The organism is Silvimonas soli, from assembly GCF_030035605.1.
Lineage (GTDB): Bacteria > Pseudomonadota > Gammaproteobacteria > Burkholderiales > Chitinibacteraceae > Silvimonas > Silvimonas soli.
In genome coordinates, this window is record NZ_CP106736.1 from 3,888,159 (window position 1) to 3,903,306 (window position 15,148).

Genomic DNA, 15,148 nt, shown 5'->3' on the forward strand with positions numbered 1-15,148 from the left:
CGCAATAAACATTCAACGGTTGGCTGGCCCCGACGATGACCGCCGCATGTAACGGACAGTAAGCAAGCTCACACATAGCCTTGCGGCCAGTCCACCGGGCGAAAGCACGCGCTCTGCGCTTATCGCAATGGCCTGTCCGTTAGCTGCTCTACAATGCGAAAGCCAGCCTTTACACATTTTTTACCTTCGACTAACCCTGGCTTAAGTCGATTTGCGGCAGACTTCGGGCCGTGGCTGTGATCTATACACTTGTAAGCAGCGAGTCCTGTAACAGGTTGGCGTTCGCCATCGGTATTAGTGCCGGATGTCGCGCCGTAAACTGGCTCCGCTGCCTTGCGTTGATCAATTCGCACCGTTGTTCCATACGTTTTAGAGCCGCTCGCCCCATCGTCCCGGCTGTTGCCGGGGTTGCAAGCAGAGTAACAAGCGCCCGCTTTACCGGCACAAGAAGTCCGGACGGCAGCGCGAGTGGTTATTAAAGCCCGTTGAAGGGCCGCACCGGATAACACTGGATTACCTCATGTCTGCTGACCAGCACCAAAACCCGCCTGTAGTTTCCGCTTCCAGTTTTCAGCCCCAGTCCCGTCGCCGCGTGTGGCCGTGGCTACTCGCCGCCGTGGTGGTGGTGGCCGGTGCCGGGTACTTCATCCATAACGCCAAGCCAGGCGCTGCGGCCCAGGCTGGCGGTGGTCGTCGCGGGGGTGCGGCTGGAGCGGGCGGGGCGCCGATGCCGGTGCAGGCGCGCAAAGTACATGCGGGTGATCTGAACGTTTATCTCACTGGCTTGGGTACTGTGACGCCAGCCAATAGCGTGATCGTGCACACGCGGGTCGATGGCTTGCTGCAAAAAGTGTTGTTCACGGAAGGCCAGGTAGTGAAAGAAGGTCAGGTGCTGGCGCAGATTGATCCAGCGCCGTTTGCCGTTACCGTCGCGCAAGCACAAGGCCAGTTGCTGCGCGATCAAGCGCAATTGCTGGGTGCCCAACAAGATCTGGCGCGTTATCAGACGCTGCTGACGCAAGAATCTATCTCTAAGCAACAGGTTGATCAGCAACAGGCGCTGGTCAAGCAATACGAAGGCACGGTCAAGGCCGACCAGGCGGCGGTGGATAGCGCCAAGTTGCAGTTGTCGTACACCAAAGTGACCGCGCCTGCGTCCGGCCGTATCGGTTTGCGCCAGGTCGATCCGGGCAATATGGTGCATGCGGCGGATACCAATGGCTTGGTGGTGATTAACCAGGTCACGCCGATTTCCGTCATGTTTACCATTCCGGAAACCAACCTGCCGGCGGTGTTGCAGCAGGTCAACAATGGCCAGACGCTGGCGGTAGATGCCTTTGATCGTGGCCAGACCATCAAGCTGGCGAGCGGTAAATTGCTGTCACTGGATAACCAGATCGACACCACTACCGGCACGGTGAAACTGAAAGCCGTGTTCCCGAATACCGATGGTTCGCTGTTCCCCAACCAGTTTGTGAACGCCCGTTTGCTGGTGCAAACGCGCCATGACGCCACCATTTTGCCAAGTGCCGCCGTGCAGCGCGGTACCGCAGGCACCTTCGTATTTGTGGTGGGCGATGATCAAACCGTCTCGGCCCGCCCCATCACACTTGGCCCGGTGGATGGAGACAACGTGGGTGTGGAGTCCGGCCTCAAGCCCGGCGAAACGGTGGTGATCGACGGCGGCGACAAGCTCAAGGAAGGCTCGCCGGTTGAGGTGATCTCGCCCAATGCCAGCGGCGTGGCAGGGCAAAAGCCGCATGCGCATCGCGGTAGTGGTCCGCATGGCATGCGAGCCAGTGGCGCGTGGAAACACAAGCAGAGCCAGGAATAAGGCGATGAGTCGGTCTGATCGTCCCCTGTTCCGGAGCCATAAATGAATCCCTCACGCCTGTTTATTCTGCGGCCAGTAGCAACGTCGTTGCTGATGGTCGCCATCTTGCTGGCCGGTCTGGTGGCCATGCGCTTTTTGCCGATTTCTGCGTTGCCGGAAGTCGACTACCCGACCATTCAGGTGGTCACGCTGTACCCTGGCGCCAGCCCGGACGTCACGACGTCATCCATTACCGCGCCGCTCGAACGCCAGTTCGGGCAGATGCCTGGGCTGAACCAGATGTCGTCGGTGAACTCCGGCGGTGCCTCGGTAATTACTTTGCAGTTCAATCTGGCTATCGGGCTGGACGTAGCCGAACAGGAAGTACAAGCCGCCATCAACGCCGCCAGCAATTTGTTGCCAACCGATCTGCCGATGCCGCCGATTTACAGCAAGGTGAATCCGGCCGATACGCCAATCATGACGCTGGCAGTGACCTCCGGCACCATGACGCTGCCCAAGGTCGAAGACCTGGTGGATACGCGACTGGCGCAAAAGATTTCGCAATTGCCGGGCGTAGGTCTGGTGAGTTTGTCCGGCGGGCAACGTCCGGCGGTGCGGATTCAGGCGAATCCGCAGCAATTGGCATCGTACGGGCTGAATATCGAGGACGTGCGCACTGCCATTGGCAACGCCAATACCAATCAGGCCAAGGGCAGTTTTGATGGCCCGATGCGTGCCTCAACCATTGATGCCAACGACCAGCTCAAGTCGGCGGCCGAGTACAACAGCCTGGTGCTGGCATACAAAAATGGCGCAGCGATTCGCTTGTCGGATGTCGCAACCATTGTCGATGGCTCCGAGAACACCCGCCTGGCGGCCTGGGCCAACGAAAAACCGGCCATTCTGGTGAATATCCAGCGCCAGCCTGGGGCCAACGTCATTCAGGTGGTCGATAGCATCAAGCAACTGCTGCCATCGTTGCAGGCTACGTTGCCTGGCGCGGTGCAGGTGCAAGTGCTGACTGACCGTACCACGACCATCCGCGCATCCGTGCTGGACACCATGTTTGAACTGCTGCTGGCGATTGCGCTGGTGGTGCTGGTCATCTACGTGTTCTTGCGCAACGTGCCTGCCACCATTATCCCGAGTGTGGCAGTGCCGCTGTCTTTGGTGGGCACATTTGGCGTGATGTATATGTGCGGGTTCTCGATCAACAACCTGACGCTGATGGCGCTGACTATCGCCACCGGTTTTGTGGTCGATGACGCCATCGTGATGATCGAAAATATCTCGCGTTATATCGAAGAGGGCGAAGAGCCGATGAAGGCCGCGCTCAAGGGCGCCGAGCAAATTGGCTTCACCATTATCTCGCTGACTTTTTCGCTGATCGCCGTGTTGATTCCGCTGCTGTTTATGGGCGATGTAGTGGGGCGCTTGTTCCGCGAATTCGCCATTACCCTGGCGGTATCGATCCTTATTTCTGCAGTCGTCTCACTCACGCTCACGCCGATGATGTGCGCGCGTTTGCTCAAGCACACGCCGGAAGAAAAACAAAGCCGCTTCTATCACAGCATGGGTGCGTTCTTTGATAATGTCATTGCCCGCTACGGCAAGATGCTGACGTGGGTGCTGGACCATCAGCGTATGACGCTGACCGTTGCAGTGGGCACGATTGCGCTGACTGCGTTGCTGTTTGTGTTCGTGCCCAAGGGTTTCTTCCCGGTGCAGGATACCGGCGTGATTCAGGGTATCTCGGACGCTTCGCAATCGGTGTCGTTTACCGCGATGGCGCAGCGGCAGCAGGCGCTGGCTGATGTCATCCTGAAAGACCCGGATGTGGATTCGCTGTCGTCGTTTATCGGGGTAGATGGCGTTAACGCCACGCTCAACAGTGGCCGTTTCTTGATCAACCTGAAGCCGCACGATCAGCGCAGTTCGTCTGCTACCGATGTGATTCGCCGCTTGCAGCCGGAAGTAGCCAAGGTCGAGGGTATCTCGCTGTTCATGCAGCCGGTGCAGGATCTGACCATTGAAGATCGCGTAGCGCGTACGCAGTATCAGTTCACGCTGCAAACTGCGGACATCAACCAGCTGAGCGAATGGACGCCCAAGCTGGTAGCCAAACTGGCCACGCTGCCGCAACTGGCGGACGTGACCAGCGATTTGCAAGACAAAGGTTTGCAGGCGTACGTGGATATTGATCGCGACGCGGCAGGGCGCCTGGGCATTACCCCAGCGGCGATTGATAACGCGCTCTACAGTGCCTACGGCCAGCGCATGATTTCCACTATCTACACCCAGGCCAACCAGTACCGCGTGATTCTGGAAGCCTCGCCTGAACAGGCTGTCGGTCCGCAATCGCTGGAGAATCTACACGTGGCTGGCACCAACGGCGTGCAAGTACCGTTGTCGGCGGTGGCCAAGGTGGTGGAGAAAAACACCCCTCTGGTGATCAACCATCTGTCGCAGTTCCCGTCGTCTACCGTGTCGTTTAACCTGGCGCCGGGCGCGTCGCTGGGTGAAGCGGTGAAACTGATCGACCAGGCGGAGCAAGAAATCGGCATGCCAGCGGCGGTGGAAACCAGCTTTCAGGGCGCTGCGCTGGCTTTCCGGGCGGCACTGTCCAACGAGCTGTGGCTGATTCTGGCGGCGATTGTCACGATGTATATCGTGCTGGGCGTGTTGTACGAGAGCTATATCCACCCGATCACCATTCTGTCGACCTTGCCGTCGGCTGGTATCGGCGCACTGCTGGCGCTGTTGCTGGCGCGCACTGATCTGAGCGTGATTGCCATCATCGGTATCGTGCTGTTGATTGGTATCGTCAAGAAAAACGCCATCATGATGATCGACTTTGCCTTGCAGGCAGAGCGTGACGAAGGCAAGCCGCCGCGTGAAGCCATCTACCAGGCATGTTTGCTGCGCTTCCGGCCGATTCTGATGACGACCATGGCGGCATTGCTGGGCGCTTTGCCGCTGATGCTGGGCACGGGCGTGGGTTCCGAATTGCGCCATCCGTTGGGCGTAACCATGGTTGGTGGTTTACTGGTCAGCCAGTTGCTCACGCTGTTTACCACGCCGGTGATTTACCTGTGGTTTGACCGCGTCAGCCTGCGTTTCCGTAACTGGAAGGCGCAACGCGATGGCGGCACCACCGCCGCGTCAACGGACGTGCGCTGATGAGTTTTTCATCTACTTTCATCAAGCGCCCGGTCGCCACCACACTGCTCACGGTTGGCATTGCGCTGGCTGGTGCGGTGTCGTTCTTGCTGCTGCCAGTGTCGCCGCTGCCGCAGGTGGATTACCCGACGATCTCGGTTTCGGCCAGCTTGCCCGGCGCTTCGCCCGATACCATGGCCGCCACCGTCGCGACGCCACTGGAACGTGCGCTGGGCCGCATTGCGGGCGTGACGGAGATGACGTCTTCCAGCTCGCTCGGTTCTACCCGGGTGACGCTGCAGTTTGATCTGAATCGCGATATCAACGGTGCGGCGCGCGATGTGCAAGCGGCCATCAATGCCGCTCGCAGTTTGTTGCCGACCGGCATGCCGAGCAATCCAACCTATCGCAAAGTCAACCCGGCCGACGCGCCGATCATGATTCTGGCGCTGACCTCAGACACCCTGAGTCAGGGCCAGATGTATGACGCAGCCTCGACCATCCTGGCGCAAAAGCTGTCGCAGATTGATGGTGTTGGGCAGGTGGACGTGGGCGGCAGTTCGCTGCCGGCGGTACGGGTGGAATTGAATCCGCTGCAGCTGAACCAGTACGGTGTGTCGCTGGAAACCGTGCGCACTGCGCTATCAGCCGCCAACGCCAATCGCCCCAAGGGCCAGACTGAAGACGGTGATCGGCACTGGCAGATTTACGCCAGCGATCAGGCCAAAACCGCCAAAGAATATTTGCCGCTGATTGTCAGTTACAAAAACGGCAACGCGGTGCGCCTGGCAGATGTGGCCGAGGTTAAAGACTCGGTGCAGGATGTGCGCAACGCGGGTTCGGCCAATGGCAAACCTTCGGTACTGCTGATTTTACGGCGGCAGCCTGGCGCTAACATCATCGAAACAGTGGATCGGGTGAATGCTGAACTGCCGGGCCTGACGGCGCAAATTCCGGCGGCAATTAACGTCGCCGTAGCCATGGATCGCTCGCCGACCATCCGCGCCTCGCTGTCTGAAGTGGAGCGCACGCTGATCATCTCGGTAGCGCTGGTGATCATGGTGGTGTTTTTATTCCTGCGAAATGGTCGCGCGACATTGATTCCGGCGGTGGCCGTGCCGGTGTCATTGATCGCCACCTTTGCTGCGATGTATCTGTGCGGATTCAGCCTGAATAACCTGTCGCTGATGGCATTGACCATCGCCACCGGTTTTGTGGTGGATGACGCCATCGTGGTGCTGGAAAACGTATCCAGGCATATCGAAGAGGGCATGAAACCGTTCCAGGCAGCCATGGCCGGTGCGCGCGAGGTGGGTTTTACGGTTATCAGCATGAGCATTTCGCTGGTGGCGGTGTTTATTCCGATTCTGATGATGGGCGGGATTGTCGGGCGGTTGTTCCGCGAATTTGCGGTGACACTGTCGGTGGCCATTCTGGTGTCACTGGTCGTTTCGCTGACCACCACGCCAATGATGTGTTCGCGCCTGCTGCGCGCCGAGCGCAAAGAACATGGCCGCTTGTATCGCCTGAGCGAACGCATCTTCAACGGGATGCAAAACGGGTATCGGCGCTCGCTCACGTGGATTTTGCGGCACGGCCCGCTGACCATGCTGATTCTGCTGATCACCGTTTGCCTGAACGTGTATCTGTACGTGGTGATCCCCAAAGGGTTCTTCCCGCAGCAAGATACCGGCCGTATTACCGGCAACGTGCAGGCCGATCAGAGTATTTCGTTCCAGGCCATGCGCCTGAAAATGGCCGACTTTACCCGGATTGTAAAAAACGATCCGGCGGTCGATTCGGTAGTGGCTTATACCGGCGGTGGCCAGCGCAACAGTGGTTTCATGTTTGTCTCGCTCAAGCCATTGGCCGAACGCAAGCTCTCGTCCGATGCGGTGATTGCACGGCTGCGCGACAAACTGGCCCACGAACCGGGCGCGAAGTTGTTCTTGCAATCAGTCCAGGATATTCGCGTGGGTGGCCGAAGCTCTAACGCCCAGTATCAATACACCTTGCAAGCCGATGACCTGGCCGTGCTGCGCGAATGGCAGCCGAAAATCCAGAATGCGCTGGCCAATGTCGACATTCTCAAAGATGTAAACACCGACCAGCAAGACAAAGGTTTGCAGACCACGCTGACGCTCAATCGCGATGCCATTGCGCGGCTGGGGCTGACGGTGAGCCAGGTTGATTCGGTGCTCAATGACGCATTCGGCCAGCGCCAGGTCTCCACCATTTACCAGCCGCTAAACCAGTACCACGTAGTGATGGAAGTTGCCCCGCAATACTGGCAGAGCCCGGAAGCGCTGAAGAATATCTACATCATCAGCTCGACTGGGGCGCAGGTGCCGTTGTCGACCGTGGCAAGCTATGCACCGACATTTACGCCGCTGGCAGTGAACCACCAGGGCGAATTTGTGGCGGCGACGATCTCGTTCAATCTGGACCCGGGAACGTCATTGTCTGAAGCGCAGACGGCCATTGAAGACACCATGAACCGGCTGAGCGTACCGTCGTCGATACACGGCAGTTTTGCCGGTAGCGCCGCCGCTTTCCAGCAGTCCAATGACTCTCAGAAGTGGCTCATTCTGTCAGCCATTGTGGCGGTGTATATCGTGCTGGGCATCTTGTATGAGAGCTACGTGCATCCGATCACCATCTTGTCGACGCTCCCTTCGGCAGGTGTCGGGGCACTGTTGGCGCTGATGTTGTTCAAAACTGAATTCACCATCGTGGCGTTGATTGGTGTGCTGTTGCTGATCGGTATCGTTAAAAAGAACGCCATCATGATGATCGACTTTGCGCTGGATGCAGAGCGTCGCCAGGGCATGAGTTCGCGTGATGCCATCTTTCATGCCTGCATGTTGCGCTTTCGGCCGATCATGATGACCACCATGGCGGCCATTCTTGGGGCCATTCCGCTGGCGCTGGGACATGGCGATGGCGCCGAGCTGCGTCAGCCGTTAGGCATCTCGATCGTTGGTGGTCTGGTGGTGAGCCAGATACTGACGCTGTACACCACACCCGTAATGTATCTCTACCTGGATCGTTTCCGTCTCTGGTGTTTGCGCCGCATGGGCCGCACTGAAACCCAAACGACCTTTGACGCGCAAAGTGGAGCAGGAGTCCGCTAAATGAACCGAAAACGACAAATCAGCCTGATGACCCTTGCCATCGTCACCGCCTTGACTGGTTGTGCCGTTGGCCCTGACTACAAAGGCGCGCCCCAGGTCGATGCTGGTACCGCGTTCAAGGAGGCGGCAGGCTTTAAACCAGCCAACCCGCAAGAGCTGACACCGCGCGGCAAATGGTGGGAAGCCTACGGTGACCCGACGCTCAACGGTCTGATGGAACAAGTCCAGATCAGCAACCAGAACGTGAAGCAGTTCGAGGCGCAGTATCGGCAGGCCCAGGCCGCTGGTGACGTGGCCCGCGCCGCATTCTGGCCCACGGCCGGGCTGGATCTGTCCGCCGGTCGCAGCCAGAGCAACACCAGTACCGTGAGCGGTACCGGTGGAGCAGGCGCCACCACATCCAACCGCACCGCCATCAAGAACAACTATGGCACGGTGCTCGATGCCAGCTGGGAACCGGATATCTGGGGTAAGGTCCGCCGCCAGGTAGAAGCGCAAGACGCCAGCACGCAAGCCAGCGCAGCTAATCTGGCTGGGGCTTTGTTGTCGGCACAAGCCACACTGGCGCAGGATTATTTCCAGCTGCGCGTGCTGGATGGGCAAAAGGCGTTGTACGTACAGACCGTCGCTGCTTACCAGAAGTCGCTGAATCTGACGCAGAACCAGTACAAAGCCGGCATCGTGACACGTGCAGATGTGGCGCAGGCGCAAACGCAGTTGTATGCGGCGCAGGCTTCACTGACTGACTTGGGCGTTTCGCGGGCACAGCTGGAACACGCCATTGCCATTTTGATTGGCAAGGCTCCGTCCAACTTCACGCTGCCAGAAGAAACCCTGGCCGCGAACTTGCCAGGCATCCCGGCCGGTTTGCCTTCTCAGTTGCTGGAACGTCGCCCGGATATCGCCGCCGCAGAACGTGCCGTCGCCCAAGCCAATGCCAACGTCGGTGTGGCCACAGCCGCTATGTATCCAGCGCTGACGCTCTCTGCCACCGGTGGTTATCAGGGCAATAACTTTGCCGATCTGTTTAATTTGCCCAGCCGGATCTGGTCGCTCGGGGCCGGGCTGACGCAGCCGATCTTTGAAGGCGGTTTGCTGCGCGCCGGTAAAAACGAGGCTGAAGCCCAATACGACGCGGTGGTGGCAGAATATCGCCAGACCGTGCTGGGTAGCTTGCAGGAAGTAGAAGACAATCTGGCCGCGCTGCGGATTCTGGAAGACGAAGCCAAAACCCAGGAAATGACGGTGCATGCGGCGCAAGATTCGGCCGATCTGGCGTTCAATCAGTACAAAGCCGGAACTGCGACCTATGTAAATGTGGCGACGACGCAGGCTGCTTTGCTGAACGCGCAAAGCAATGCGCTGAACGTGCGGCAGCGGCGCTTTACCGCCAACGTGTTGTTGATCAAAGCATTGGGCGGTGGCTGGGAAGCGTCTGAAATGACGCAAACCGCATCGGCAAAGTAAACCGGCAATACGCATGAACGTAGCAGCAAAAAAGCCTCCGAAACTGGAGGCTTTTTTCATTTGTCTGGGCCGAAAGTCTTCGCGCGTTACCTCGCCCTCAATGCTGCCAGCCGCGCCGGTTAATCCACAGCGCCGCAAGCATCACCAGTCCGCCAATCACCAGCCTTGGGATATCCGCATGCTGGTTGAAGAACGCCAGATTGATGAGCAAGCCCACTGGAATATGCATGTTGTTCATGGCGCCCAGCGTACCGGCATCGACCATGCAGGCGCCTTTGTTCCACCAGTAAAAACCCAGCGCTGACGAGATCAGTCCCAGGAACGCCAGCACGGCAAACTGGTCAAGGGTCGCGGGCAATTTGGCCGCGTTGCCAAAAATCAGGAACGAGGGCAGGGCGACGATCAACGCGCCGAGAAAGAAATAACCAAACGAGCGATATTGCGGCAGGTCGCTCGGGTAACGGGCAACCAGACGGCGGTATCCAACCTGGCCCGCCGCAAAGGTCAGATTGGCCGCTTGCAGCAGCAAAAAGCCGGTGAGGGCGTTGCTGTCGATGTGGTCGTAACGGATGATCAGCGAGCCAATCACTGCCACCAGCGCCGCAGCAAAGGCGCGCGGATTGAAGCGGCGTTGCAGCAGATCGTCCAGCAGCGTGATGTAGATCGGCGTGAAGATGGTGAACAGCAGCACCTCCGCCACACTGACAAAATGAAAAGAGCGATACAACAGCAGATAAGTCACGCCAAACTGCAACGCGCCAGCCGCCATGGTGCCCAGCTTGCGCATGCCGGCAATGCCGTTCCAGGCCGTAAATGGCAGAAAGACCAGCCCGGCAATGGCCACGCGGGTGAGCACGGCAAAATCACTATCGACATGACCGGCCAGAAAGATGCCAATCAGATTGAAAGACAGCGCCCAGACGACGGTGATGATGGCGAGATAAGGCATACGGGAACCTTTGAACAAGTTTTTTGGGGCAGCGACGGTCCTTTGCGGGATGGAGCGCGGCGTCAGCCTGTATGACAGGCCCATTACCTGTTCAGGGCCTGCAACACAGCAAGCAGCCCGCAACGGACTGTCCCTGCGGGTTTGCGCGAAATCGGGTGCCTGCCGCCCCGTTGCTGTGTCCAAAGGCGCTTGGCCTTGGGGCACAGCAACGGGTCAACAGATCATCCCGATTTGGCGCAAACGCTGCTCCCAAAGAACCCGTTCAGAGGTTCCTTGAGATCTTCCGCAGCGGTTTTGTACAAGTTGTAATATGACGAAATACTAATTTCGTGCGCGGATGATACAGTGCTGGCGGATTTCGGCCTATCATTCGGGAGTGCGCTTTATGTTGCTTTGCATCAAACCGACCGGTCCAGTGAATGGCCGCGTTGTGCAAGGCCTTGAGTGCCCTTCATTTTCTCGTTATAGCGTTGTGTCATGTCTTCAGATTCCAGCTCTACCCAATTGCCCGATACCGCCGCCGAAGCAGGCGTCACCCGGCGTGTCGTCAGCATTGTGATGTTCACTTTCATTGCTTATCTCACCATCGGTATTCCGCTGGCGGTGCTGCCTTCTTATGTCCATCTGGATCTGGGTTTCGGCTCGGTATTGGCGGGGCTGGTGATCAGCGCGCAGTATCTGGCCACGCTGGCCAGTCGCCCGCAGGCTGGGCGAATGTCGGATAACCTGGGCGCCAAACGTACCGTGTTATATGGCTTGGCCGCCGCGGGTGTCAGTGGCGTGTTCATGCTGCTGGCCGCGCTGACCAGCCATATGCCAGGCGTGAGTTTTGCCTTGTTGTTGGTGGGGCGTCTGATCCTGGGTTTTGCTGAAAGCTGCTGTGGTACTGGCGCCATTACCTGGGGCATCGGTACGGTGGGTGCGCAGCATACCGCCAAGGTTATTTCCTGGAATGGTGTCGCCACCTATGGCGCATTGGCCGTCGGTGCGCCGCTGGGCGTTATGCTCACGCACCAGTTTGGCTTTGCCGTGATCGGCATCGTAGTCATGCTGCTGGGCGTGCTTGGTGTTGCCTTGGCGCTGCCGCGCACAGCTTCACCGATTGTGCATGGTGAGCGCCTGCCGTTTCGCAGCGTGCTGGGCAAAGTGTTCGCTTATGGCACGGGGCTGGCGCTTGGTTCGGCCGGATTCGGCACCATCGCCACATTTGTGACGTTGTTCTACGCCAGCCGCCACTGGCCCAATGCGGCGTTCACGCTGAGCATGTTCGGTCTGTGTTTTGTCGCGACGCGTCTGATATTTGCGCGCAGCATCAACAGCTACGGCGGCTTCAAAGTGGCGATTGTGTCATTTGTGGTGGAGTGCATTGGGCTTACCCTGTTGTGGACCGCGCTGACGCCCACCATGGCGCTGGTCGGCGCTGCGCTGACCGGCATCGGTTTCTCGCTGGTGTTCCCGGCGTTGGGTGTCGAAGCCGTGGCATTGGTGCCCGCTGCCAGCCGTGGCGCTGCGCTAGGGGCGTATTCGGTGTTTCTGGATGTGGCTCTAGGCCTGATCGGGCCGGTTGCTGGCTTGATTATTGGTGGCTATGGCTACCCGGCCATTTTCTTTGTGGCGGCCATTGCTGCAGCGGCGGGCGTGGTGCTTACGGTGGTGTTGCATCACAAAAATCCACGCGGGCCGCAGGCGATTGCTGCGGCATAAAGCACTGATGCAGACCACGACCGGCTGAGCACTCCAACGCCAGTCAGCAAGGTATTTCCCAAAGCCCGACGAAGCAGCTTCGCCGGGCTTTGTCGCATCTACGCGACGTTTCCAACAGTCCTTGCAGGCGAAACGTAAGCAAGCTGCACCATTTTTATGCTATTTGATATTCAGGGGGCTCAAAAAATGCCAGGGTTCCCGGCGCGATCATTCGAACTATTCCGTAATCGCCTCCCTTGGCTTGAACTTGAACTATCTAGAACCTTATCGATTCTGCGGGAATATCACGCACATGCGTCGCTTGATCCAGTGCCTTGCACTTATGTTGTTGGTAATGAACGTCCCGACATGGGCCGCCAATCCGATTTCCATCGTCGAGCATTCGGCTTCCGCGCCGATGGCCTCAGCGCCAGAACCGGCCGACTTTCGCTATATGAACCGGACCATCGTCCAGTTCCGCGACGATCTGGCGGGAGCGACTCCAGCGGTGCGGGCACAACGCGCGCAAGCCGTGCTGGAAAGCCTGAAGGAATCCGATCTGGATCTGCCGCTCAATCGCATTCAGGTGCTGTTTGGCAATATCCAGGTCACGGTATTCCAGTTGGGCGACCGGCTGCTGTTCTCACTCTTGCCGAATGACCAAAACCCCGGCGATCGCCGGCCCTTTGAGGCTTTTGCCACGGATACCGAAAGTAATCTCAAAACGGTACTGGCCGTGCGCAAAGAAGGCATGCATTGGCCCAATCTGATCCACGGCATTGTGGCGACATTGCTGGCCGTTGCCGTGCTGGCAATGGCCGTGTGGGGGCTGGGCCGTTTACGCAAAATACTGCTGCGCTGGTGTGAGCGTTTGCAGAAACGCCATGATGAAGCCGAAGCAACCACAGGGTTTGACTGGCTGGGCGCCTCGGTACAACTGGCGCATCGGTTGATCCAGATTTGTTCCGCCTTTGCATTGCTGACTTTGTTGTATGTCTGGTTGGTATTCGTGCTCAAGCAGTTCGTGCTGACCCAACCACTGGGTGATCGCATGGGCGGCTTTCTGGTGGATCTGCTGACACGTATTGCCGAAGGCTTTGTGAGCGCAGTACCGGGCGTGATCACCGTGGTGGTGATCTTGCTGATCACCCGGGCGGTGCAAGACATCATTGCCCGGGTGTTCGAGGCGGTGCAGAAAGGGCGCATGGAAATCCCCGGCTTGCATCCGGATACCGCCGGTGCCACGCGCCGCATGGTATCGGTGATGGTATGGGCGCTGGGGCTGACGTTTGCCTACCCGTATATTCCCGGCTCGCAAAGTGACGTGTTCAAGGGCTTGTCGGTGCTGTTCGGCTTCATGATCACGCTGGGCTCGGCGGGGATTGTGAATCAGCTCATGAGCGGCATGGTGCTGATTTATTCGCGGGCGCTGACCAAGGGCGATCTGGTGGCGATCGGCGAAACCACAGGCGTGGTGACTGAGCTTTCTACTTTGTCGGTCAAACTACTGACGCTGCGCAAAGAGGAAATCACCATCCCGAACGCGGTGGTAGTGGGCAATACCATCCACAACTACACCCGCGCCGCCGGGGCAACCGGGTCGCTCTTGTCCACGACCGTGACCATCGGTTACGACACGCCATGGCGGCAGGTACATGCCATGCTGGAGGCCGCCGCGCAAAAGACGCCTGGGCTGGCAGCAACGCCAGCGCCTTATGTGTTGCAACGCGCGCTGTCGGACTTTTACGTGGAATATCAACTGTTTGCCCACACGCCAGATCCGATGGGGCGGGCCGGAACCTTGTCTGTGCTGCATGCCAATATCCAGGACGAGTTCAACACCTGGGGCGTACAGATCATGTCGCCGCATTTCGAGGAGCAACCGCATCAAGCGGTACTCGTGCCCAAAGGCCAGTGGTATCCGGCGCCAGCCAAACCGGCCAATGGCGAGGGGACTTCCTGACCAGCGGCGTTGTTTCACAACCAGACTGCCTCGCGACCAGTCTTACAAGCGTCTAGCTTTAGGAATGAGCATTAATGAGGTGCACAAGGCTGATCAACCCGGCCTTGCTGCCCACACAACAAGATCGATAAAAAAAACGGACTCACTCGCCAGTCCCAGGTGCAATGAGCCGGGAGATGCGTATGCGACAAGGCTTGTTCAAGCTAAGGGTCCGGTGCGCGCTGGTGAGTAGTCTTTCCGGCATTTTGCCTGCTGTTGCCTTGGGCGACGGTTTTGTTCCCGATATGTCCATGCAGCCCGGCGCAACGCTGGTGGCATCCCGTCTGGGTAATAGCAGTACCAACACTGGCTGGGGCAGCAAAAGCACCGAACCGGGCGCAGCTGCCTATTTATTGAATAGCCAATGGAGCCTGGTGACCCAGCCCTTGCTCAACGGCGGGCAGTCTGACTTGTTGCCCGGCTCCAACCCCTACGGCACCGGTCAAGACGTGCAGAACGTTTTGGTGCTGCCAGCCAAAGTTCCTGAGAGTGGCTGGATCGCCGGCGGCGGGACTGCTTTTCTGGGCGACAACACACTGGTTTCCACCGCACCGCTGACCCGCTGGGGCGGCGGCCCCTCCGGCATTGTCATGATGCAAAACCAGAGCTGGAGTTGGGGCGTGGAGGCCAACCATATTTGGTCGTATACCATTCCGGCTTTGCACGGCAACGCCAGTACCTCGGCCTTTCAACCGTTTATGGCTTTCACTCAAAGTTCCGGGCTGACATGGTCGGTAGGTTCCGAAACCACCTACGATTGGGTGGATAAAGTGTGGACCGTGCCGGTGAGCGCCGGCCTGAGCAAAATGTTTTCATTTGGTAGCCAGAAAGCCATGCTGGGTGTCGAAGGCAAATACTGGATTGCGCGCCCGGATAGCGTGCCGGGCTGGGGCGTGCGTCTGACTGCCTCGGTGTTATTTCCGGATTAGCCCATCTTT

At 58.5% G+C, this 15,148-nt stretch carries 8 protein-coding genes; 7 read left to right on the forward strand and 1 reads right to left on the reverse strand.

Going from position 1 to position 15,148, the window contains the following annotated elements:
- Positions 1-520 precede the first annotated feature (520 nt).
- Genes N7220_RS17770 through N7220_RS17785 form a run of 4 tightly spaced genes read left to right on the forward strand, consistent with a single transcriptional unit; the run spans position 521 to position 9,576 of the window.
- Positions 521-1,834 carry an MdtA/MuxA family multidrug efflux RND transporter periplasmic adaptor subunit gene (locus N7220_RS17770; RefSeq protein WP_283148861.1) on the forward strand — a complete coding sequence of 438 codons (1,314 nt, stop codon included), beginning with the start codon at positions 521-523 and terminating at the stop codon, positions 1,832-1,834.
- 42 nt (positions 1,835-1,876) lie between these two features.
- Positions 1,877-4,996 carry an MdtB/MuxB family multidrug efflux RND transporter permease subunit gene (locus N7220_RS17775; RefSeq protein WP_283148862.1) on the forward strand — a complete coding sequence of 1,040 codons (3,120 nt, stop codon included), beginning with the start codon at positions 1,877-1,879 and terminating at the stop codon, positions 4,994-4,996.
- Positions 4,996-8,109, forward strand: coding sequence for a multidrug efflux RND transporter permease subunit (locus N7220_RS17780; RefSeq protein WP_283148863.1), 3,114 nt, complete (start codon positions 4,996-4,998; stop codon positions 8,107-8,109). Before N7220_RS17775 ends, N7220_RS17780 begins: the two co-directional genes overlap by 1 nt.
- Positions 8,110-9,576 carry an efflux transporter outer membrane subunit gene (locus tag N7220_RS17785; RefSeq protein WP_283148864.1) on the forward strand — a complete coding sequence of 489 codons (1,467 nt, stop codon included), beginning with the start codon at positions 8,110-8,112 and terminating at the stop codon, positions 9,574-9,576.
- Between the two features lie 97 nt (positions 9,577-9,673).
- Here N7220_RS17785 and N7220_RS17790 read toward each other — a convergent pair whose 3' ends face one another.
- On the reverse strand, positions 9,674-10,525 hold the full coding sequence (locus N7220_RS17790; RefSeq protein ID WP_283148865.1) for a carboxylate/amino acid/amine transporter: 852 nt from the start codon (positions 10,523-10,525) through the stop codon (positions 9,674-9,676).
- Between the two features lie 477 nt (positions 10,526-11,002).
- Here N7220_RS17790 and N7220_RS17795 point away from each other — a divergent pair, with 477 nt between their 5' ends.
- The 3 genes from N7220_RS17795 to N7220_RS17805 all read left to right on the forward strand — a co-directional run bounded on the left by N7220_RS17795 (position 11,003) and on the right by N7220_RS17805 (position 15,139).
- On the forward strand, positions 11,003-12,229 hold the full coding sequence (locus N7220_RS17795; protein ID WP_283148866.1) for an MFS transporter: 1,227 nt from the start codon (positions 11,003-11,005) through the stop codon (positions 12,227-12,229).
- 292 nt (positions 12,230-12,521) lie between these two features.
- Positions 12,522-14,171: a mechanosensitive ion channel family protein gene (locus N7220_RS17800; protein ID WP_283148867.1), complete on the forward strand. Its 1,650-nt coding sequence runs from the start codon at positions 12,522-12,524 to the stop codon at positions 14,169-14,171.
- Positions 14,172-14,347: 176 nt separating this feature from the next.
- Positions 14,348-15,139, forward strand: coding sequence for a hypothetical protein (locus N7220_RS17805; RefSeq protein ID WP_283148868.1), 792 nt, complete (start codon positions 14,348-14,350; stop codon positions 15,137-15,139).
- Positions 15,140-15,148: the final 9 nt, after the last annotated feature.

Coding starts and splice junctions, on each gene's coding strand:
- N7220_RS17790 (WP_283148865.1), bottom strand. CDS start 10,525: ATGCCTTATCTCGCCATCATCACCGTCGTCTGGGCGCTGTCTTTCAAT.
- N7220_RS17805 (WP_283148868.1), top strand. CDS start 14,348: ATGCGTATGCGACAAGGCTTGTTCAAGCTAAGGGTCCGGTGCGCGCTG.
- N7220_RS17785 (WP_283148864.1), top strand. CDS start 8,110: ATGAACCGAAAACGACAAATCAGCCTGATGACCCTTGCCATCGTCACC.
- N7220_RS17780 (WP_283148863.1), top strand. CDS start 4,996: ATGAGTTTTTCATCTACTTTCATCAAGCGCCCGGTCGCCACCACACTG.
- N7220_RS17770 (WP_283148861.1), top strand. CDS start 521: ATGTCTGCTGACCAGCACCAAAACCCGCCTGTAGTTTCCGCTTCCAGT.
- N7220_RS17795 (WP_283148866.1), top strand. CDS start 11,003: ATGTCTTCAGATTCCAGCTCTACCCAATTGCCCGATACCGCCGCCGAA.
- N7220_RS17800 (WP_283148867.1), top strand. CDS start 12,522: ATGCGTCGCTTGATCCAGTGCCTTGCACTTATGTTGTTGGTAATGAAC.
- N7220_RS17775 (WP_283148862.1), top strand. CDS start 1,877: ATGAATCCCTCACGCCTGTTTATTCTGCGGCCAGTAGCAACGTCGTTG.